This window comes from Desulfitobacterium sp. THU1 (assembly GCF_038181555.1).
Classification (GTDB): domain Bacteria; phylum Bacillota; class Desulfitobacteriia; order Desulfitobacteriales; family Desulfitobacteriaceae; genus Desulfitobacterium.
This window is the reverse complement of record NZ_JBBWUA010000001.1, coordinates 13,720-33,840: the sequence shown is the minus strand read 5'-3', so window position 1 is coordinate 33,840 and position 20,121 is coordinate 13,720. Positions and strand designations below refer to the sequence as shown.

The following is a 20,121-nucleotide window of genomic DNA, read 5'->3' as shown; positions in this document are numbered from 1 at the left end:
AGAAACCTCCTTTTTATGTTCTGACCTTACCTATTCGAGAGCGCTGGCGCCCCCGACAATTTCGGAAATTTCCGTGGTAATCGCCGCTTGGCGAGCACGATTCATCTGCAAGGTCAGCCGCTCGATTAAATCCTTGGCGTTATCCGTTGCAGAGCCCATGGCGGTCATTTTTGCTCCCATCTCACTGGCTTTGCCTTCAAGGATGGTTCGGAATACTTGCGTCTCTACATATTTAGGTAGAAGCGTCGATAGAATCTCCTCTGGAGAGGGTTCAAAAATGTATTCCTTATGAGACTCTTCCTTAGGGCTCTCAATGGGAAGAAGCTTAATTTTTGTAGGACGTTGGGAAATCGCACTTAAAAACTCGTTATAGAGAATATAGACTTCATCCAACTCACCATTGATATAGAGGCTGGTGACTTCCCGAGCAATTTCCTTAGCCTTTCCATAGGATGGGTTATCGCTAAGCCCTACGAACTCGGCAATGGTCTCGATCTTGCTACGTCGATAGAAATCTCGTCCTTTGCGTCCGATGATGACGAGTCTTACCTCGCGGGACTCCTCAGCTATGATACTATTCGTCATCCGAATTAGGTTCGCATTATACCCACCGCAGAGGCCTCGATCAGATGTGATAACGATATAGCCTACACGCTGCACAGGTCGTTCTTCTAAGAGGGGATGGGTTACATCCGCATGATCCTGGGCAAGTCGTGCTAAAACCTCTTGCAATTGACGGGCATAAGGGCGGGCAGCGATGACCTTTTCCTGAGCTTTACGCAATTTAGATGCAGCCACCATCTTCATGGCCTTTGTAATCTGCTGCATGTTCCGTACGCTTCGAATTCTGCGTCGTATATCACGTACATTTGCCACCTAGTTTCACCTACCCCCTTAATAATCCGCTCGATAAAATGATTACCCTATGAAATCTTGCTTAACTTCGTTGATCGCCTTTTCAATCTCTGCGTTCAACTCATCATTCAGCGCCTTTTCTGTGCGGATTCTCGTCAGGAGATCAGCTTTTGTGGTGCGCAAATAGCGCAGATAGGCTTCTTCAAATTCTTTAATCTTATCGACAGGAATCTCATCAATGAAGCCTTTTACGGCTGCATAGAGAACTACAACCTGTTCCTCAACCAACATTGGCTCATATTGCTTTTGCTTAAGGATTTCCATCATCCGTTCACCACGATTGAGGCGTTGTTGGGTGATTTTATCCAAGTCAGAGCCAAACTGAGCAAAGGCGGCCAACTCACGATACTGAGCTAGATCCAAACGCAGTTGTCCTGCGACCTGCTTCATCGCCTTAATCTGAGCGGAGCCACCTACCCGGGATACGGAAATTCCTACGTTAATTGCCGGACGGAAGCCGGCATTGAAAAGATCCGTTTCCAAGAAGATCTGGCCGTCCGTGATGGAAATAACATTGGTAGGAATATACGCCGATACGTCGCCCGCTTGGGTTTCAATGATCGGCAGTGCGGTCATGGAACCGCTACCTAAATCCTCTGAAAGCTTGGCAGATCGTTCCAAAAGTCGGGAATGGAGATAAAAGACGTCTCCGGGATAGGCTTCACGGCCTGGGGGGCGTTTTAATAGCAAGGACAATTCACGGTAGGCTGCCGCTTGTTTACTGAGATCATCATAGATGATCAAGACATGCTTACCATTGTACATAAATTCTTCACCCATGGCGCAACCCGAGTAGGGCGCAATGTAAAGCATAGGTGCAGGTTCGGATGCAGTAGCTGAGACGACAATACTGTATTCCATCGCCCCATGATCCTCAAGGGTCTTTACGACTCCCGCAACCGTAGAAGCCTTTTGGCCTACAGCCACATAGATACAAATAACATCCTTACCCTTTTGATTGATGATGGTATCGACTGCCACCGCAGTTTTTCCGGTTTGACGGTCACCAATAATCAGCTCCCGTTGGCCACGGCCGATGGGAACGATAGCATCAATGGATTTGAGTCCTGTTTGGAGAGGTTCATGCACAGATTTCCGATACACAACCCCCGGGGCATTGTTTTCAATCGGACGGAATTTATCGGTTTTGATTTCACCTTTTCCGTCGATGGGCTGACCTAAAGAATTGACGACCCGACCGATTAAGGCTTCCCCTACGGGAACTTCCACAATACGACCTGTCCGTTTGACTTGGTCTCCTTCTTTGATCGCCGTAAATTTACCTAGGACAATGCAGCCAATGTTATCTTCTTCTAGATTCATGGCCATCCCGTAAATACCACCGGGAAACTCCAGAAGCTCCCCAGACATGGCCATTTCCAGACCATGAACCCGGGCAATTCCGTCCCCTACTTGGATAACGGTACCTACATCCACGACTTCAACTGCACTATCATAACGCTCAATCTGTTGTTTAATGATTGAACTAATTTCTTCTGGACGTAAATTCATCTTCGTCTATTCACCCCTATTTTTTGAGGTTCTCTCGACCCTTACTATCAAGCGTGGCTGAGGCTTTGGCGAATTCGCTGAAGCTTAAAGGCCACGCTTCCATCCATTACACGGTCCCCGATTTTAATCATGACGCCGCCGATCAGTTCTGGGCGTACTTCCTTAACCATCCGTACATTTTTCCCAGTGATGCGGACCAGTTCCTTCTGCAATCGCTGTTCTTGGATGTCATTGAGAGGAACGGCACTCGTCACTTTTGCCTCCACAATATTACGTGCTCCATCGGCAAGTCGGGCAAATTCCTGGGCAATGTCCGGGAGGTAATTCTGCCGTCTCCGGTCAATCAGCAAGTTCAGGAAGTTCCCTACAGTGACGCTTAATTCGCCAGCGAAAATCTTCTTCATCAGGTCTTTCTTTTCTGAAAGAGAAATATGCGGATGGTAAAGGACGTGGGCTACCTCAGCATTCTGTTCGATCAACTGTGTTAGCTCCTGAAGTTCAGCCTCAATCGCGTCCAAGTTGCCTTGAAGGGCGATTTCAAATAAGGCTTGGGCATACCGATGAGCTATCGCTCCCTTTAACATGGCAATTCCCCTACTTCTTGAATAAATTGCTCAATCATAGCTTCCTGGCCACTGACATCCAGGTTTTTGCGGATAATCTTCTCGGCAACGGCCACAGACAAATCAGCCACTTGAGCCTGAACTTGAGCGATCGCCCGGTCACGTTCCCGTTCAATTTCCACTAAAGCCGATTGTTTGATTTTTTCGGCTTCGTCATGAGCATCAGCCAAAATCTCGGCAGCTCGTACTTCGCTCATTTTTGTGGCCTTCGCAATAACTTCCTGAGCTTCTTGACGCGCCTTGCGCATTTCTTCTTGATATTCGCGCTTTATTTGTTCAGCCTGCAGTCGTTCTTTTTCTGCATTGGCAATGTTAGCCTCAATCTGATTGCGGCGTTCCTCCATCATGTTGATCAGGGGATTCCAAGCGAATCTTCTGAGAATATAGACCAAGAGCAGAAAAGATAAGACCTGGGCTACTAATGTAAAATCAATGTGTATGGGATTCATATTTACCCCCCTCTCAAGTCTTGTCCATCGAATGATTTTTTCAAGGGGGAACGCATTGTTCCCCCTTGTTCTTGATGGGCCGGGACTTAAGATCTAGCCCATGTATTCCAGACTATTTTGTGAACATGAGAAGTAAGGCAAGTACCCAAGTCAGAAGAGGCAAGGCCTCGACTAGACCAACACCGATAAACATTGTAGATTGCAGAGCCCCTTTAGCTTCGGGCTGACGTGCAATACCTTCTACAGTTTTCGTGATAATACTTCCATTACCAAGTGAAGCTCCGAGGGCTGCTAAGCCAGCAGCAATCCCTGCACCAAGTGCAGCAGCAGCAGATACGTCCACAGAGTTTCCTCCTTTCTTATTACCCATAAAATTTTAAAATATTATTCCTCAGTGTGTATTACCGCACTGAAAATAAGCATGTACTTTCCCTTGTCTAGCAAAGGTGAACCTTCTTATTCCTCGGCGACCGCTTGCGCAATATAAGCAGTGGTCAGAACCGTAAAGACGAAGGATTGAATCGCTCCGATAAATACGCTGAAAGCAAGCCAGATTGCATCGGGTAAAATCCCACCTAAGACCCAAATCCCAGGTAGCATCAAAATGACGGAAATGAGAACCTCCCCAGCATAGATGTTACCAAAAAGACGGAAAGCCAAGGTCATAGGCTTTGACAGCAAATCAACCACATGAATAATTGAAAACACAGGATGTGGCTCAACAAAGTGATGGAAATAATGTGCTCCTTTGTACTTAATGCCCATGTATATGACCAAGATCATGGTCATAATGGCCAAAGCCAAAGTCGTATTGATGTCTGCCGTCGGTGACATTAATGCTGCCCCAGCAAAGATGTGACCAAGTTGAGCAAATTCTACATTATGTAGAAGACCAAACGTAAAATTTGGAATCAAGCCAAACATATTGGAGAAAAAGACAAACATAATTAAAGTGACCAGATAACCAAGCAGGGGTTTCCCCTTTTCATAGTCCATATTGTCAGATATGAGTTTGCGAACGAAATCAATGATCCATTCCAAAATATTTTGCATTTTCCCCGGCTTGCCGCTGGTCAGGTGGCGCACTCCAGAGAGCACAAAAACTAAGATGAATGCCATTACAATCCAAGTCATGACTAGGGTCTTTCCATGAAGGGTAAATCCCCCAATCTCCCATAATACAGTTTCATGCATTGTTCAATATTTCACCCCTTTCCATATTTCGTTATTTGCTTCAAGCTTGTAATGAGGGAGACTACAAGGCCTAAGGGAATCCCTAAAGCCAAAGGAAACAGCCAGTCAGGTTGAAACCGACCCACTGCAACAACCGCTAAAGTAACCATGCCTAAACGTGCAAAAAAACTCCGACGCATCCGATTCACTGCGACGAATACCTCGTCGTCTACGCTGCGCAGAGTATCCCTATGTAGCAATACCGTGTATAGAAATCCAAACCCATAGCCAAGGATCGCGCCAAAAAGGTTCGCATTACCAGTCACTGCAATTCCCATAAGAATTAAAGAGGTACCTACCAGCAGGAGGATAAAATTACTTTTTGTCATCCATAACGCCAAACTTTCTCAGTGTAACAACCAAATAGCACCCTCCTAAAACCAAGCCCAAGATCATCAACAAAAGTGAAAGCCAAGGCTCAGTTCCCAGACGTTGATCTAAAAAATGTCCCAGGAAAAATCCCCCGCCGACGAGTCCGGCAAGGGTCGTCGCAATACTCGTCCCGAAAGCCATTGCCCTGAGTACAGTCCTGCGCGATTCTCCCATCTTTGTTTCCCTTCTCAATGTAATCATCAAAAAAGAGCATTAAATATTTCATCTATTCAATATAATAACAACATTTACCTTTTATAGCAACAAAGTAGAAATAATTTAACTTGCGAAAAAACCTAGATTCATCAGCTATATAAAGAAGAATATAATGAATTTCGCAATCTTACAAGCATTTTCTAAGAAAGATATTTAACCAGTGCTGCAACGATTCGTTCTGAAGCTTGGCCATCTCCATAAGGATTTGTGGCATGAGCCATCTGCTGATATCCTTCTCGGTCCGATAAGAGGCGATCAAGTTCCTCAAATACTTTCTCATAAGAAGTCCCAACTAAGGCTACGGTACCCGCCTCCACTGCCTCAGGTCTTTCCGTAGTGTCACGAACCACCAAAACGGGTACTCCCAATGAGGGTGCCTCTTCCTGAATCCCGCCGGAGTCAGTCAAAATGATATTCGCTTGGGCCATCAAATTCACAAAGGGCTCATAATCCATGGGCTCAATCAAGTGAACCCGAGAGTTATGCCCTAAGACTTCCTCGACGACTTGACGAACCGAAGGATTCTTATGGACCGGAAATACGACATATGTATCTGGATAATGATCCAAAACAGCTGCTAAGGCACGATAAATCTGTCGCATCGGTTCCCCAAGGTTTTCTCGGCGATGAGTCGTAACGAGTATCATACGCAGGCCTTCATTAGATTTTAATAGGCTCCTGAGGCTCGGATCTGCAAAGGTATAGTCTGACTTAACAGTTTTCAGCAAGGCATCAATCACAGTATTCCCCGTCACAAAGACTATCGACTCGTCGACCCCTTCATGCAATAAATTGTTTTTAGCTGTTGTGGTAGGAGCAAAATGCAAATCGGCCAAAGCTCCGGCTAATTTACGATTCATTTCCTCCGGAAATGGGGAGTATTTGTGACCTGTACGTAAGCCTGCCTCCACATGGCCAATGGGAATGTGTGCATAGTAAGCAGCTAAAGCCGCCACAAAAGTAGTGGTGGTATCTCCGTGCACCAAGACGAGATCCGGTTTAGCTTTCTCCAGGACTTCTTTAAGTCCATCAAGAGCTCGGGTCGTTATATCTGTTAAGGTCTGTCCCGCTTGCATAAGATTGAGATCATAATCCGGTTGTATTTTAAATAAGTCCAAAACCTGATCCAGCATTTCTCGATGTTGGGCAGTCACTGCGACCTCACAGCTGAGACTTGATTTTCTTAAGGCCTGAACGACAGGAGCCATTTTAATAGCTTCGGGTCGTGTCCCAAAGACCACCATCACCTTTTTACCTTCCACCTGTATACGCTCCTTTAACACCTGGGGCTCGGTTAATTCCTAGCCCTCCGATTCCTGAGGATTGAGTTGAATAAGCTCCAATTCCGCTTCCGTTGCCAACTCTAAAGCTAAACTATCCGGATAAGGGTAAAGATAGAACACTCGCTTAATTCCTGCATTGATAAGAAGTTTGGTGCAAAGAACACAGGGCTGGACTGTTGTGTAAATATCTGCGCCATTAATGACAACCCCATGTTTTGCAGCTTGAACTAAGGCATTTTGCTCAGCATGAACAGCCCGGCAAATCTCTGCTCTCTCACCCGAGGGTATGCCGAGTTGCTGCCTGAGACAACCTTTCTCGGCACAATGGCTCAACCCTGAGGGGCTACCGTTATAGCCCGTGCTCAGAATTTGCTTATCCTTCACGATCACAGCCCCCACTTGGCGCCGCAAGCAAGTAGATCGCCCTGCTACGACCTGTGCCATCTGCATGAAATATTCGTCCCAACCGGGTCGTTCTATCTTTTTCATTTAGTTCCAAACAACCGATCTCCGGCATCTCCGAGGCCCGGAATAATATAACCATGATCATTCAAATGGTCGTCCACGGCCGCCACAAAAATATCCACATCATCATGATAGGATTGAACCTCACGAATCCCTTCTGGGGCAGCAATCAAGCACATCAGCTTAATATGCTTAGCCCCACGCTCCTTCAAAAAGGTGATGGCTGCCGTAGCCGACCCTCCCGTTGCCAACATGGGATCGATCACAATCAGATCACGCTCTTCGACATCGGTAGGGAGCTTACAGTAATACTCCACCGGCTTAAGGGTCTCAGGATCACGATAAAGTCCCACATGACCTACCTTAGCCGTGGGGATAAGCTTTAGCATACCATCGACCATGCCTAAACCAGCCCGCAAAATCGGAATTAAGCCGACTTTTCTACCGGCGATCGATTTGGCTTTCATAGTAGCCACGGGAGTTTTCACCTCGACTTCTTGGAGGGGAAAATCCCTAGTGACTTCATAAGCCATGAGCATCGCCACTTCTTCGACAAGCTCACGAAAGTCTTTGGAACCTGTATTTTCATCACGAATCAGTGATAATTTATGTTGGATTAAGGGATGGTCCAGAACATGAACTATTGCCATCGTTGTCAACTCCTAATCTAAATTTGTGTAGAGTGGAAATTGTGCGCAAAGTCCAGCAACAATTTCTCTGGCCTTGGCGGCTCCTTTTTCGTTACGTTCAGTCAATGCACTATCGATAGCGTCAGCAATTTTCTTCATAGCCTCTGCATCCATCCCCCGGCTCGTGACGGCAGGAGTACCAATACGTATACCGCTGGTCACTGTGGGGCTAGCTGTATCATAAGGAATCGTGTTTTTATTTACGGTTATGCCGACCTCATCCAAAATAGACTCTGCTTCTTTTCCAGTCAATCCTTTCGGTCTTACATCTACTAACATGAGGTGGTTATCCGTACCGCCGGAAACTAAACGGAAGCCTTTATCTGCCAGGGCGGCAGCAAGAATTTTGGCATTCTCCACAATCCGCTTTTGGTATTCCATAAATTCAGGTTTTAAAGCTTCCCCGAATGCCACAGCCTTAGCAGCAATGACATGCATCAAGGGACCGCCTTGGATTCCTGGGAAGATAGCCTTATCAATAGCCTTGGCAAATTCCTCTTTACAGAGTATGAGTCCACCCCGAGGTCCCCGAAGGGTTTTATGAGTGGTTGTGGTTACAAAATGAGCATAAGGAACGGGGTTCTGATGAAGGCCTGCCGCCACCAGTCCGGCAATATGCGCCATATCCACCATCAGGTAGGCACCTACTGCATCAGCAATCTCTCGTAATTGAGCAAAATCGATTTGGCGAGGATAGGCACTGGCTCCAGCTACAATAAGCTTCGGCTGGTGTTCAAGTGCCAGCTTGCGCACTACATCATAATCAATAGTCTCTGTTTCGGGATTCACACCATAAGCCACGAAATTGTAATATACTCCTGAAAGATTGACCGGGCTACCATGGGTTAAATGACCACCATGGGATAAATTCATACCAAGGACGGTGTCCCCAGGTTTTAATATAGCGAAGTATACAGCGGTATTCGCTTGGGCGCCGGAATGTGGCTGTACATTGGCATGCTCAGCACCAAAAAGCTTCTTCACGCGCTCCCGAGCTAAATCCTCAACGATATCCACATATTCACAGCCGCCATAATAGCGCTTACCCGGATATCCTTCAGCATACTTATTGGTTAATACTGAGCCTTGAGCTGCCATAACGGCACGGCTGACAAAGTTCTCTGAGGCAATCAATTCAATTTTATTGCGTTGTCTCTCCTCTTCTTGGGCGATAGCCTTTGCTACCTCTGGGTCCTGAGGGAGAATCCATTCCTTAATATAATCCATATTTCCCACTCCTACTTCCAATTTTTTATCCTTATTCATGTCCCTTTAGGCCATGGGATACATAGCCCTGGGACCGCCGATGAGCCGCGGTCTTGTCTTAGCCATAGTGAGATGTGCGTGCCCAATTTCCTTAATCGTGGGCCGGATAGGTACCACTACCGGACGCAGATGCATGCCGATAAATGTATCCCCCACATCGATTCCAGCGTGTCCGCGGATGGTTTCCACCATCATCGGGGATTGAAAGCTCTGCCAAGCATTGACGGCCATCGATCCTCCAGCCTGTAATGATGGTACGACTGTGACCGGATCCAGACCATACTGTTCGATACATGCCTCTTCAACCAGCAATGCACGATTGAGGTGTTCGCAAGCTTGGATGGCCAAATAAATTTCCTTTTGCTTAACTCTTGCCAATAAAGGAGGAAGCAGTGCCTCCGCTACTTCAGCGCTGCTTGCCTTCCCAATGTGATGACCCATGACTTCACTGGTACTGCAACCGAGCACAAGTATATGACGGGGTTTTAAATTTGCTTGAGCAAAAAATTCCTCCAGCACTTGATTCCAATCTTTAATGATATCCCCAAAATTCATTATTACTGCCTCCGGTGTTAAATACGTTCTCCCTTTTCAATGGCTGTGATCAAATCCACCCGACGAGCATGTCGCCCACCGGCAAAAGGAGTCTTGATAAAAACATCAACGATATCTATGGCCAGCCCCACCCCGGTCACTCGGCCACCGAGTGCTAAGACGTTAGCATTGTTATGTTCTCTAGCCATCCGAGCCGAATAGGTCTCCGTGCAGACAGCCGCACGGATCCCCGGCACCTTATTAGCCGCTATAGATATTCCTAAGCCTGTCCCACAGACCACGATACCTAAATCAGCTTTGCCGTTGTTAATCGCATCACCCACAAGAAATCCATACTTTGGATAGTCGACTGAATCCTTTGAGTTCGTGCCGCAATCATAGACTTCAATACCTTGATTCTCTAAATGGGCTCGGATTTCGTTTTTGAGTTCGTACCCGCCGTGATCTGCTCCTAAGGCGATTTTCAAGGTCACACACCTCCATGTTCTATTGCATTTTTCTACATTAATGAGGCAATCCCTGCTCACCCAATGAAAAAAGAGTTTTCATATAATTTACAAAAAGGATAGTTAGAGAATATGCTTGGCTTTACGCCAAGCTCATAATCATCAACCAAACTGATGATTCTCGCCCATTAGTTTATCCATAAATATTCAACCCTATTACCTTAATGAGCCTCAAGTCCTGCCTTGACCTCATAAAGTAAGGTCTCTATTTCTTGAGCGCATTGTCGATAAGTCTCAACGCTTCCGCCCCAGGGGTCACGGACATCCTGATATTTCTCTCGGCTATGCCAAGCCCCCAGTCGTTTCACTTTCGAGCTCCATTCCGGAAATGCATCCTTAAGCTGCCTCTCATGAGCTTGAGTCATGGGAATAATCCAATCGGCTGAGGCAAGAATATCTCTACTCACAGCTCGAGCCTGATGAGAGGTGATATCGATGCCCTTCTCCTTTAACACTTGAATGGCCTTGATATTCGCCTGATCTCCGCCCCAAGCGGCAAGACCAGCTGATTCTACTTCAACTCCCGGTCCCAAAAGCTGCCTTGCCAAGCCTTCGGCCATGGGGCTGCGGCATGTATTTCCAGTACATACAAAGACAATTCGCACCATGATTACTCCTATCCCACTAGCATCCTTATCCCAATCATCACGAGTACGAGACCACCCATGGCCTCGGCTCGTTTTCCTAACCAAGAGCCCACATAGCGACCAAGCACTAGACCGCTGCCCATCATAATTCCGGCAACCGTTCCCATCACCAATACTGTAAGTCCAATCCGGCTGTCCACTGTTCCTAAAGAAAATCCCACACTAAGGGCGTCTAAACTCACGCTGGCTGCTAAGGCATATAGCCCTACCCCACTTAAGCATACCCCCGCGGGTAGCTGTCTTTGATGCAGAGCCTGTCTTGCTCTAGATAGAGGTATACACTCCGGCTCCGGCCTCCAAACATGAAAGAGCATCCTTCCGCCCAGCCATAACAGGACAAGTGAGCCAATTCCTTTTGCTAAATAGCCCAGAAACAGCCCCAGAGTTTGGCCCAAGAGCAGGCCTCCTAAGGGCATAAACACATGAAAGACTGCTACCAGCAAGGAAAGTCGAAGGGTCATGCGTTTTCCGACTCCCACTAGGCCGATGGCTAAGGCTAGACTAAAGGCGTCCGCGCCTAAGGCCACGGACAATGCTAAGATCCAGGCAAGATTCAATCCCCATTCCTCCTGTTCGAGGTATAGATTACAAAATGGCGTCTTTGTATTCTATGCTGGGGAGGGGGCTGGCATGAATGAAGGACGTTTTGTCACCATGATTTTGCTATACACGTTCGCTCAGAAAGCTGTGCGCACCCGTTCTATCGCTCAAGCTCTCCGCTCCGTCGGGACACCGGCTAAATCGGCTCCTGCCTCGTAGCCGGTTGGAAACGTCCTGTTTCCAACCCGACTCCGCTGCAAGCTTTTCGCGAAGAACGGGTAGCTGCTCGCTTTGAAGTCGCTCTCTTCCGTATATCAAAATCCTTGGGTTGTCTTATCCGGAATGTGAATTACCTAAGGAAGCAGAGTTAGTTTTTTCAGCCTAGAACTGGAGCCTTTCTTTTCAGCGAAGGCAGAGCGCACGAAGCGCTTCTATCAAAAAAGACCCGTAAGCGCAGCTTCACGCACAATAGCGAACGATTTTTGCGGAGGGGTGGTCAGGCGAACGGAGCTTTCGTTGCATAACGGAGCCGCCGGTTGCTTGGACATGGATGTCCTGATGCCGCGAGCACATGGACGTGCAGGAGCGGCCACTTCAGGTATTACCCAGAGGTTTGGCGTAGTTGCGACGAAAGCGAGTTTGCCAGCCCAGGAGCTATTGAGTGAGTGTTGTGCGTGAAGCTGCACGACCCAAACTATTCCACAATGGATTGATTAAACAAGGCTCGAACTACTCTGCGAAAAGCCGCTTTAGTCAAGACCCGAACTTCAGTGAAACCAAAGGCCTACACCCGAAGCACCTTCTGCCCCGAAGCCTTGATCAGCCGATTCATAATAGCAAAGCCTAGCCCTTTATCCGACACCCCTTCGGCGAGAATAATATCCATACCCTGCTCATCGCAGAGCCTTAGGCCTTCGTAGAGATTGCCGGCAACCTCTGCGGGGTTGCTTTCTGAGCCTAAGACGTAAAGCAGGTCCGGTAAGTGGTAGTGAAGCTCCGCTGCGCTCTCTAGGGTGCAGAGGATTCCCACTTTCTTCAGACGGGATTGTCCTTTGCGAATCTCCTCAACCATCTTGGAAATAACTTTTGTGCGTTCGCCGATGAGGAGGGTTAAGTCCCCCTTTGGGGCATAATGACGGTATTTCATACCAGGTGCCTTGGGAGCCTGTAGCTCGGAGGGATGATCAACTGCCACTTCTCCCAGTACCTCTTCCAGCTGTTCCTTAGTAATTCCTCCGGGGCGAAGGATGGTGGGCACTTCTTCGGTTAAATCCAAAACCGTGGATTCCACTCCCACCGCACACGCTCCGGCATCCAAGATTAAGGGGATTTTACCATTTAAGTCCTTCCAAACATGGCTTCCTTTGGTCGGGCTGGGCTTGCCAGAAAGGTTAGCACTGGGAGCTGCGATCGGGACCCCTGCTTCTTGAATTAACTGTAAGGCTACAGGATGCTTTGGCATGCGAATACCCACAGTACCTAATCCACCACTTACCACATCCGGCACCAAATCAGTCTTTTCCAGCACGAGGGTTAAAGGGCCCGGCCAAAACCGTTCCGCACAGAGGGCAGCTTGTGGAGTCCAATGCTTTGTTAACTTTTTGGCCATATCCAAATCTGAGATATGGGCAATGAGCGGATTATCTTGGGGTCGGCCCTTGACTCGGAAAATCTCCCGACAGGCCTCAGCATCCATCGCATTGGCCCCTAAACCATACACCGTCTCCGTGGGTAAGGCGACCAGCTTTCCTTCACGGATTAACCTTGCTCCCTCTTGAATCCATTGGAATTCAGGCTTTTGAGCATCAATAGTAACTCGTTTTGTTTCCATTATTCACACCTCGCGAAAACTACCCGATCTCTCCCACCTAAATCTTGAAAAGTCTGAGTAGCGAAACCCTGTTCTTGAAAAAGTCGTGTCACGGGTTCACTCTGTTGCCACCCGATTTCCACTATAATTATTCCTTTAGCTTTCAATAAAGCGGGTGCTTCTCTGGCAAGTTCGCGATAAAAATCTAAACCATCCTCGCCCCCCAGAAAGGCCATCCTCGGTTCTTCGGCAATCTCCGGAGCAAGTTCAGAGTATTCGTCTACGGCTATATAAGGGGGATTACTCATGATGATATCCCAGCTTTCGCTACGAATCGGGGCCAGAAAATCCCCCTGCCGCCACTGTACTTGAACCCCAAGCCGTTCACTATTTAAACGAGCCACCTCAAGAGCATCGGGTGATAGGTCCGTCCCCACAACTCTCGTCTGTGGCCAATAATGAGCAACGCTGATAGCTAGAGCACCGCTGCCCGTACAGAGATCGACAATAGCAGGAGGGTTTCCATCCTCAAGGGGACTCCACGTTGTTTTTAATTCCAGAATCTTTTCCACTAGAATCTCGCTATCTGCTCTAGGGATAAGAACTCTTCTATCCACATAAAAATCAAGCCCCATGAATTCTTGATACTTTAAAATATACTGGAGAGGCTCTCGCTTGACCCGGCGCTCGAGCACCTGAGCAAAGGCAATTTCCTGATCAGGATCAAGCAATTGATCCCTACTCAGATAAAGTTGTTCACGCCTTAGCTTAAGAATATGCCCAAGCAGAAGATCCGCATCCCAGCGCGGATTTTCCACTTGGGCCAGTTTTAATTCTTGCTCTCCCCATAAAAGGACATCGATGATACGCATTATGCCTCCGCTTTAAGCCGCTCTGCCTGATCCGTAGTAATTAGAGCATTGATTACATCCTCAAGTTCACCTAGCAAAATAGCATCGAGTCGATGAAGAGTCAAGCCAATTCGATGGTCTGTCACCCGGCCTTGAGGAAAGTTATAGGTCCGAATTCGCTCACTGCGATCACCCGTCCCAACCTGACTGCGGCGCTCACTGGCTAATTCCCCTACGGCCTCTTCCTGAGCCCTTTCCAGGACCCGTGCCCGCAAAACTCGCAGAGCCTTTTCTTTATTTTTTAATTGAGATTTTTCATCTTGACAAGATACCACTGTACCGGTCGGAATATGCGTGATCCGTACTGCTGACTGGGTAGTATTAACCGATTGCCCCCCCGGGCCGCTGGAACAAAAAATATCAATGCGTAAATCATTAGGGTTGATCTGGACATCCACTTCTTCTGCCTCAGGAAGTACTGCCACTGTGGTCGTCGAGGTATGAATCCGCCCCCCGGATTCGGTGGCGGGCACCCGTTGCACCCGATGAACACCACTTTCAAATTTCAGCTTGCTATAGGCTCCCTGGCCTTCCACAAGAAAGATAATCTCTTTAAAACCACCGATATCCGTATAGCTGGCGCTAAGCATCTCTGTCCGCCAACCTTGGCCTTCGGCATATTTAGTGTACATACGATAAAGATCCCCGGCAAAGAGGGCAGCTTCTTCCCCACCCGCACCGGCACGGATTTCCATAATGACGTTTTTATCGTCATTGGGATCCTTTGGCAAGAGCAAAACCCGCATCTGCTCAGCCAGAACATCTCGCTTCTCTGTCAATTCCTCAAGTTCAAGCTCGGCCATCTCTTTAAATTCGGGATCTAATTTCTCTTGAAGAAGACTTTGCGTCTCTTCGAGACTCTTCACCACCGAGCTATATTCACGAAAGGCTTCCACAATATCCGTCATACCCGACTGGGCTTTGGCATACTTCTGCCACTCTTCTTGTCTGGCAATGACCTCAGGATCGCTTAAGAGCTGGGTCAGCTCATCATAGCGCCTTTCAATTTCAATTAATTTATTTTGCATCTTTCACACCTCAAGCGAGCTAGAATAGTTCTGACGAAGTAACCTTGATATTATCTATGAAATGACATAGTGCTAAAGAAAAAGCAGAGCGTGCGCTCTGCCTTTTCTTTAGCAACGACCGCAGGCCGTTGTTCTATTACATTCCGTATTTTTTCTTAAAGCGGTCCACTCGTCCACCAGTATCTACAAAACGTTGAACACCGGTATAGAAGGGATGGCACTTAGAACAAATTTCCACCTTAATATCCTTCTTAGTGCTGCCGGTTGGAATTACTTCGCCGCATACACAAGTGATAGTGGTTTGTTCATATTTAGGGTGTGTCTTTTCTTTCATGTCGTCACCTTCTTTCCCAACCGAGTCGTCAACTCTGAACATTGTACCACAACGACTTCATGCAGGTCAAGATATAATCAATAGAATAGAACCCTATCTTGAAATTTTTTTTAGTAGCATTAATTGATTCGAGGGAGATAAGGTAGAGGATCAATGGTTTTCTTCTGAAGACGTATCTCAAAGTGAAGATGGGGACCGGTACTTCTTCCTGTATCCCCAGAAATAGCTATAGCCTCACCCTGCTTGACCCAGTCTCCAGGCTCAACCAGAAGCTTTTGATTGTGCGCATAGAGGCTTTCCACCCCATTACCGTGATCTAGAAGTATGGTTAAACCATAGATATCCATCCAGCGAGCTTTGACCACTTTACCCTCTCGAGCAGCTAAGACACTTGTGCCATGAGGAATGGCTAAATCAATGCCGTGATGAAATTCTCCATTCCGCCAACCATAATCCGAGCTAATACGGGCATGGGCCGGCCAGTTCCAAATCTGTTGAGTTCCACGTGAAAGGGCCTCGACAGCCACCGGAATCTCAATAGTTACTGTTGAAGCTTTGTTGAACTGTTCGCGAATGGTCACAGTCCCACCCGGCTGAAGGTTAACCGCTGGGTTGTCTAACCGTATTTGCTGGGCTGTCGTTTGATACTTCCTCGCTAAGTCTTCAAGGGTCTGTCCTTCTTGCATTGTGACAATAGAAAATTGAGCCACCGTGCTTTCTTCTTGGCAATACCCAAGAGAAATCCCGGCATTGATCCAGAAACTGCACACAAGCAAAAGGGCACACCCTTTAAACAAAAATCCCCTTTGCTTATGTTTACTTGTATTCATTTTTATGAAACCACCTCAAAGGTAGTCTCTCCCATGATAAGGCAAAAAATACCTAGAGGACACCCTTCATGGCATAAGCAGGCTTTTTAGCAAAGCTATGTCGTGCTTCAATAAAGCGTACCGTACCGGTTTTACCCCTCATCACGACCGTATGAGTCAGAGCACCTTGGGCGGTAAAGTGCACCCCTTTTAATAATGGACCTTCCGTAATACCTGTGGCAGCAAAGAATACATCATCAGAACAGACTAAATCATCCATGGTTAATAACTTACTTACATCCGAAATACCTAAATCTTTCGCGCGCAGAACATCAGCATCATTTTCCGGCCAAAGCCTTCCTTGCATTTCGCCCCCTAAACAACGCAAAGCAGCGGCCGCAAGCACTCCTTCCGGAGCTCCGCCAACCCCCATCATGATATCAATCCCGGTACCTTCAATTGCACATGCGACAGCTGGGGAAACATCTCCATCTGTAATCAAACGAATACGCGCTCCTGTTTCCCGCACGTCATGAATAATCTTGTCATGTCGAGGACGATCCATGATGACGACCGTAAGCTCATCGATACTTTTCCCTAAGGCTTGGGCTACATTGCGTAAGTTATCCTGTACCGAAGCATCTAAGTGGATCTTGCCCTTGGCTAGAGGGCCCACAGCGATCTTGTCCATATACATATCTGGTGCATGCAAAAGGCCACCCTTTTTCGCTATCGCTACCACAGCAATCGCACCAGCAAGACCTTTAGCCACAATATTTGTTCCTTCGAGCGGATCGACGGCAACATCTAACTCAGGAGCCTCGCCACTTCCTACTTTCTCGCCAATGTAAAGCATGGGCGCTTCATCCATTTCGCCTTCACCGATCACTACCGTTCCACTCATACGGATAGTGTCAAAAACGGATCGCATGGCTTGCACAGCAGCATCATCAGCAGCCTCTTTGTTACCACGCCCAACCCAACGAGCTGAAGCTAGAGCTGCCGCCTCCGTCACCCGAGCAAATTCCATGGTAAGTTCACGTTCCATGGTTAAATCTTTATCCATGATGATCCCTCCAACTATTTTATCTTATTATTAAACTAACAATTTAAATGAAGTACCATTGCGTCAATCTTTATTGCTTCAACAAAAGCATCAGTACCACATGTATTGTCCCATACTTCTTTTGGGGATGCAAGGTGGGATGCCAGAGCTCAGAAAGAAAGCTCTTTCAGCCGAAAATCGTCTGTCAGAGCTTTGCCAATCCATGATCAACATTTTATTACTTTAGTTTCTGCCAATCAGCTAAAAACTTATCAATTCCTGCCTCAGTCAAAGGATGCTTGAAGAGTTGGCGTAATACATTAAAGGGCACTGTCGCATAATCCGCCCCAAGCTTAGCCGCTTCCGTGACGTGGACGGGGTTACGGATACTGGCAGCAATCACTTTGGTCTCCAAGCCATGAACTCCAAAAATTTCGCAAATGTCATCGAGCAGAAGGAGGCCATTTTCACCAATGTCGTCCAGTCTGCCTAAGAAGGGGCTTACATACGTAGCTCCAGCTCGTGCGGCTAACAAGGCTTGAACCGCCGAAAAAATCAAGGTCACATTGGTTTTAATACCTTCAGCGCTGAGAATTTTTACTGCCTTGAGACCATCCTCTGTCATGGGAATCTTAACCACAATATGGGGATGCTTGGCGGCAAGTTCTCGAGCTTCCGTCAACATTCCGGTCGTATCTAAAGCGATAACCTCAGCACTGATCGGGCCATCGACGATTTCGATTAGCTCCTCTAAAAGCTGGTGAAAATCTCTTCCCTCTTTAGCCACCAAGCTGGGATTCGTCGTAATTCCAGCGATAACTCCCATATTCCAGGCTTGCTTAATCTCTTCCGGATTAGCTGAGTCTAATAAAAATTCCATTTTATCCTCCTTAGGCTTTTCCGCTACTTCCGAAAAGGCGGATCTTTTCACGGATAATCTCAATTGTCGCTTCGCGAGCTGGTCCCAGCATCTTTCTAGGATCAATCTCACGAGGATTATCGGTCATGACCTTGCGGGCTGCTGCAACGAAAGCCTCCCTAATATTGGTGTCGATATTGACCTTACAGACACCAAGTGAGATGGCTCTTTGAATGGCATCATCCGGAACCCCTGACGAACCGTGCAAAACGATGGGGGCGTTAACCCGCTTACGGATTTCTGCGAGACGATCAAAATCAAGTTGTGGGATCCCTTTATACTGTCCATGAGCAGTACCAATCGCAATGGCTAAGGCATCGACTGCCGTCTCTTTCACAAAACGCTCAGCCTCATTGGGATCGGTAAAGAGGGCCTCCTTCTCACTGACGGTAATATCATCTTCTGTGCCCCCGATCTTACCAAGCTCTGCCTCTACAGAGACTCCTAAGGGGCGAACCGCTTCAATCACTTTATTGGTTAGGGCGATATTCTCCTCAAGGGAGAGCTTTGAACCATCAATCATCACGGAGGTAAACTGATTTCTTACGCAACTCATCACTTGAGCAAAGCTGGTGCCATGATCAAGATGAAGGGCTACCGGCACACTGGCCTTCTCAGCCGCTAAGCTGGTCATTGCTGCTATGTATTCAATCCCCGCGTATTTGATGGCTCCTTGACTCGCCTGAACGATGACAGGGGATTTTTCTGCTTCTGCCGCACCGACGATGGCTTGAACAATCTCCATATTGTTGCAGTTAAATGCTCCCACCGCATAATGTCCCCTTTGAGCTTCTTGCAACAGCTCCGCCATAGATACCAAACTCATCCTTATTCCTCCTCAATTGCCTTGCGAAAACGTCCATGCTGCGTACAATTCAGCAGCACGGTTTTATTTTCGTCTAAATTCACCGCAGTCATACCCTCAAATATACGAATGTTCTCAGCATTCTCTCCATAGATTACGCCAACCGCTTCACAAATATCACAATAAAGCTCAATTCGATCCGGTAAAAGTTCAAAGGTAAGATTATGGTTACCACATTGACAGCCCAAAGCCCCGTCCTTTGCTAGGCAATGGAGATGATCTAGCAGTTTCAACATCACTTCCGGATTCTCAAATTCGTCTTCATATCCTAATTCAGAAGCAAGCTCTGCGATGGATTTCTCACGTTCCTGGCATGCTTGAGTGACTTTTTGTTTGGGACCAATGAACCCTGCCGAAGCCTCCACTTCAGGACACACTAATGGCAAAGCATTTTTACCCCAGCAAGCACTGCGCTTAAGGCGGAGATAGTGAACCTGTCCACAAAATGCGCAATTGAAAGATGTATTAAAATACTTGCGGTCTCGTGTTGCCACAGATATCAGGGATTCACCGCAACGGCAATATAAGTTTACCCGTCCCTTTCCGGAAAACGCAAAAAGAGAAAGGCCGTGAAATTCTAATTCTCCGCATTGAGAGCACTGTATGGCGACGGATGTATGGGTCGTCAGGATCAATTTTCCCACCTCTTTCTACCTCGAAACTATACTTCGGCAAGTAGTGGGGTTTTTCCTCCATCTCCAATTTAAAAAAATAAGAGACAACCGCTGCAACTATCTGCGGTGTCTCTTGTTCAACTTAATCTATTGAAGAATTTCACGAACGTAATCACGTAGCTCGAAAAGATCGAAAGGCTTACAAATATAGCAATTCACCCCTTGTTCCTGAGATCTCTCCATGGTTTGAACATCTCCATAGGCCGTCATCATAATCACTTGAACATCTTTGTTAAATGTCCTGATCTCTTTTAAAGTGTCAATCCCATTCTTTACTGGCATATTCATATCCATAATTATTAATTCCGGTTGGAAATCTTTAAGCAAACGAAGGGCTTCATTGCCATTTTTAGCCAATTTTACACTATGACCTTCTTCCTTAAAGGCCTCAAAAAGAAGTCGGCGAATCCCCATTTGATCATCTACAACGAGAATGTTGGCCATTTTCTACCATC

General features: G+C 47.1%; 28 protein-coding genes. 2 read left to right on the top strand and 26 right to left on the bottom strand.

The window, feature by feature from the left end:
- Window positions 1-30: 30 nt before the first annotated feature.
- From atpG to AAC978_RS00135, 16 genes are all read right to left on the bottom strand, one after another.
- Window positions 31-876 carry an ATP synthase F1 subunit gamma gene (gene atpG / locus AAC978_RS00210; RefSeq protein ID WP_341545943.1) on the bottom strand — a complete coding sequence of 282 codons (846 nt, stop codon included), beginning with the start codon at window positions 874-876 and terminating at the stop codon, window positions 31-33.
- A 42-nt stretch (window positions 877-918) separates the two neighbouring features.
- Complete coding sequence (gene atpA / locus AAC978_RS00205) at window positions 919-2,427, bottom strand: F0F1 ATP synthase subunit alpha (RefSeq protein WP_341545942.1); 1,509 nt, start codon at window positions 2,425-2,427, stop codon at window positions 919-921.
- Between the two features lie 47 nt (window positions 2,428-2,474).
- Window positions 2,475-3,011, bottom strand: coding sequence for a F0F1 ATP synthase subunit delta (locus tag AAC978_RS00200; RefSeq protein ID WP_341545941.1), 537 nt, complete (start codon window positions 3,009-3,011; stop codon window positions 2,475-2,477).
- Entirely contained in the window at window positions 3,005-3,499 is a 495-nt protein-coding gene (atpF, locus tag AAC978_RS00195) for a F0F1 ATP synthase subunit B (protein WP_341545940.1), read from the bottom strand. The genes AAC978_RS00200 and atpF overlap by 7 nt, the downstream gene beginning before the upstream one ends.
- A gap of 112 nt (window positions 3,500-3,611) precedes the next feature.
- On the bottom strand, window positions 3,612-3,842 hold the full coding sequence (atpE, locus tag AAC978_RS00190; RefSeq protein ID WP_015263785.1) for a F0F1 ATP synthase subunit C: 231 nt from the start codon (window positions 3,840-3,842) through the stop codon (window positions 3,612-3,614).
- Window positions 3,843-3,955: 113 nt separating this feature from the next.
- Complete coding sequence (atpB, locus tag AAC978_RS00185) at window positions 3,956-4,693, bottom strand: F0F1 ATP synthase subunit A (RefSeq protein WP_341545939.1); 738 nt, start codon at window positions 4,691-4,693, stop codon at window positions 3,956-3,958.
- A gap of 11 nt (window positions 4,694-4,704) precedes the next feature.
- On the bottom strand, window positions 4,705-5,073 hold the full coding sequence (locus AAC978_RS00180) for a hypothetical protein (protein WP_341545938.1): 369 nt from the start codon (window positions 5,071-5,073) through the stop codon (window positions 4,705-4,707).
- On the bottom strand, window positions 5,048-5,278 hold the full coding sequence (locus AAC978_RS00175; protein WP_341545937.1) for an AtpZ/AtpI family protein: 231 nt from the start codon (window positions 5,276-5,278) through the stop codon (window positions 5,048-5,050). The genes AAC978_RS00180 and AAC978_RS00175 overlap by 26 nt, the downstream gene beginning before the upstream one ends.
- A gap of 182 nt (window positions 5,279-5,460) precedes the next feature.
- Window positions 5,461-6,564 carry a non-hydrolyzing UDP-N-acetylglucosamine 2-epimerase gene (gene wecB / locus AAC978_RS00170; protein WP_341546336.1) on the bottom strand — a complete coding sequence of 368 codons (1,104 nt, stop codon included), beginning with the start codon at window positions 6,562-6,564 and terminating at the stop codon, window positions 5,461-5,463.
- 57 nt (window positions 6,565-6,621) lie between these two features.
- A complete protein-coding gene (locus tag AAC978_RS00165; RefSeq protein WP_341545936.1) occupies window positions 6,622-7,092 on the bottom strand; it encodes a deoxycytidylate deaminase in 471 nt (156 codons plus the stop codon).
- Window positions 7,089-7,718 carry a uracil phosphoribosyltransferase gene (gene upp / locus AAC978_RS00160; protein ID WP_341545935.1) on the bottom strand — a complete coding sequence of 210 codons (630 nt, stop codon included), beginning with the start codon at window positions 7,716-7,718 and terminating at the stop codon, window positions 7,089-7,091. Before upp ends, AAC978_RS00165 begins: the two co-directional genes overlap by 4 nt.
- 12 nt (window positions 7,719-7,730) lie before the next feature.
- Window positions 7,731-8,984 (bottom strand): serine hydroxymethyltransferase, encoded by a 1,254-nt coding sequence (gene glyA, locus AAC978_RS00155; RefSeq protein ID WP_341546335.1) that lies wholly within the window; start codon window positions 8,982-8,984, stop codon window positions 7,731-7,733.
- 45 nt (window positions 8,985-9,029) lie between these two features.
- On the bottom strand, window positions 9,030-9,578 hold the full coding sequence (locus tag AAC978_RS00150) for a TIGR01440 family protein (protein ID WP_341545934.1): 549 nt from the start codon (window positions 9,576-9,578) through the stop codon (window positions 9,030-9,032).
- Window positions 9,579-9,595: 17 nt separating this feature from the next.
- On the bottom strand, window positions 9,596-10,045 hold the full coding sequence (gene rpiB / locus AAC978_RS00145; protein WP_341545933.1) for a ribose 5-phosphate isomerase B: 450 nt from the start codon (window positions 10,043-10,045) through the stop codon (window positions 9,596-9,598).
- 200 nt (window positions 10,046-10,245) lie between these two features.
- On the bottom strand, window positions 10,246-10,689 hold the full coding sequence (locus AAC978_RS00140) for a low molecular weight protein arginine phosphatase (protein WP_341546334.1): 444 nt from the start codon (window positions 10,687-10,689) through the stop codon (window positions 10,246-10,248).
- An 11-nt stretch (window positions 10,690-10,700) separates the two neighbouring features.
- Complete coding sequence (locus AAC978_RS00135) at window positions 10,701-11,288, bottom strand: manganese efflux pump MntP (protein WP_341545932.1); 588 nt, start codon at window positions 11,286-11,288, stop codon at window positions 10,701-10,703.
- Window positions 11,289-11,361: 73 nt separating this feature from the next.
- Between AAC978_RS00135 and AAC978_RS00130 the strand changes: the two genes are divergently transcribed.
- Window positions 11,362-11,490 carry a hypothetical protein gene (locus tag AAC978_RS00130; RefSeq protein ID WP_341545931.1) on the top strand — a complete coding sequence of 43 codons (129 nt, stop codon included), beginning with the start codon at window positions 11,362-11,364 and terminating at the stop codon, window positions 11,488-11,490.
- 273 nt (window positions 11,491-11,763) lie between these two features.
- Window positions 11,764-11,949, top strand: coding sequence for a hypothetical protein (locus AAC978_RS00125; RefSeq protein ID WP_341545930.1), 186 nt, complete (start codon window positions 11,764-11,766; stop codon window positions 11,947-11,949).
- A gap of 106 nt (window positions 11,950-12,055) precedes the next feature.
- On the opposite strand, the gene AAC978_RS00120 is transcribed toward AAC978_RS00125, so the two are convergent.
- From AAC978_RS00120 to AAC978_RS00075, 10 genes are all read right to left on the bottom strand, one after another.
- A complete protein-coding gene (locus tag AAC978_RS00120; RefSeq protein WP_341545929.1) occupies window positions 12,056-13,102 on the bottom strand; it encodes an L-threonylcarbamoyladenylate synthase in 1,047 nt (348 codons plus the stop codon).
- A complete protein-coding gene (prmC, locus tag AAC978_RS00115) occupies window positions 13,102-13,953 on the bottom strand; it encodes a peptide chain release factor N(5)-glutamine methyltransferase (RefSeq protein WP_341545928.1) in 852 nt (283 codons plus the stop codon). The genes AAC978_RS00120 and prmC overlap by 1 nt, the downstream gene beginning before the upstream one ends.
- A complete protein-coding gene (gene prfA / locus AAC978_RS00110; protein ID WP_341545927.1) occupies window positions 13,953-15,020 on the bottom strand; it encodes a peptide chain release factor 1 in 1,068 nt (355 codons plus the stop codon). Before prfA ends, prmC begins: the two co-directional genes overlap by 1 nt.
- 136 nt (window positions 15,021-15,156) lie before the next feature.
- Complete coding sequence (rpmE, locus tag AAC978_RS00105) at window positions 15,157-15,354, bottom strand: 50S ribosomal protein L31 (RefSeq protein WP_015263800.1); 198 nt, start codon at window positions 15,352-15,354, stop codon at window positions 15,157-15,159.
- A 119-nt stretch (window positions 15,355-15,473) separates the two neighbouring features.
- Window positions 15,474-16,184 carry a M23 family metallopeptidase gene (locus tag AAC978_RS00100; RefSeq protein WP_341545926.1) on the bottom strand — a complete coding sequence of 237 codons (711 nt, stop codon included), beginning with the start codon at window positions 16,182-16,184 and terminating at the stop codon, window positions 15,474-15,476.
- Between the two features lie 52 nt (window positions 16,185-16,236).
- Window positions 16,237-17,211 (bottom strand): class II fructose-bisphosphatase, encoded by a 975-nt coding sequence (gene glpX / locus AAC978_RS00095; protein ID WP_341546333.1) that lies wholly within the window; start codon window positions 17,209-17,211, stop codon window positions 16,237-16,239.
- A 235-nt stretch (window positions 17,212-17,446) separates the two neighbouring features.
- Window positions 17,447-18,088 carry a fructose-6-phosphate aldolase gene (gene fsa, locus AAC978_RS00090; protein ID WP_341545925.1) on the bottom strand — a complete coding sequence of 214 codons (642 nt, stop codon included), beginning with the start codon at window positions 18,086-18,088 and terminating at the stop codon, window positions 17,447-17,449.
- 10 nt (window positions 18,089-18,098) lie between these two features.
- Window positions 18,099-18,953: a class II fructose-1,6-bisphosphate aldolase gene (locus AAC978_RS00085; protein ID WP_341545924.1), complete on the bottom strand. Its 855-nt coding sequence runs from the start codon at window positions 18,951-18,953 to the stop codon at window positions 18,099-18,101.
- Between the two features lie 2 nt (window positions 18,954-18,955).
- Window positions 18,956-19,627 (bottom strand): hypothetical protein, encoded by a 672-nt coding sequence (locus AAC978_RS00080; RefSeq protein ID WP_341546332.1) that lies wholly within the window; start codon window positions 19,625-19,627, stop codon window positions 18,956-18,958.
- Window positions 19,628-19,753: 126 nt separating this feature from the next.
- Window positions 19,754-20,110 carry a response regulator gene (locus tag AAC978_RS00075; RefSeq protein WP_341545923.1) on the bottom strand — a complete coding sequence of 119 codons (357 nt, stop codon included), beginning with the start codon at window positions 20,108-20,110 and terminating at the stop codon, window positions 19,754-19,756.
- Window positions 20,111-20,121 lie beyond the last annotated feature (11 nt).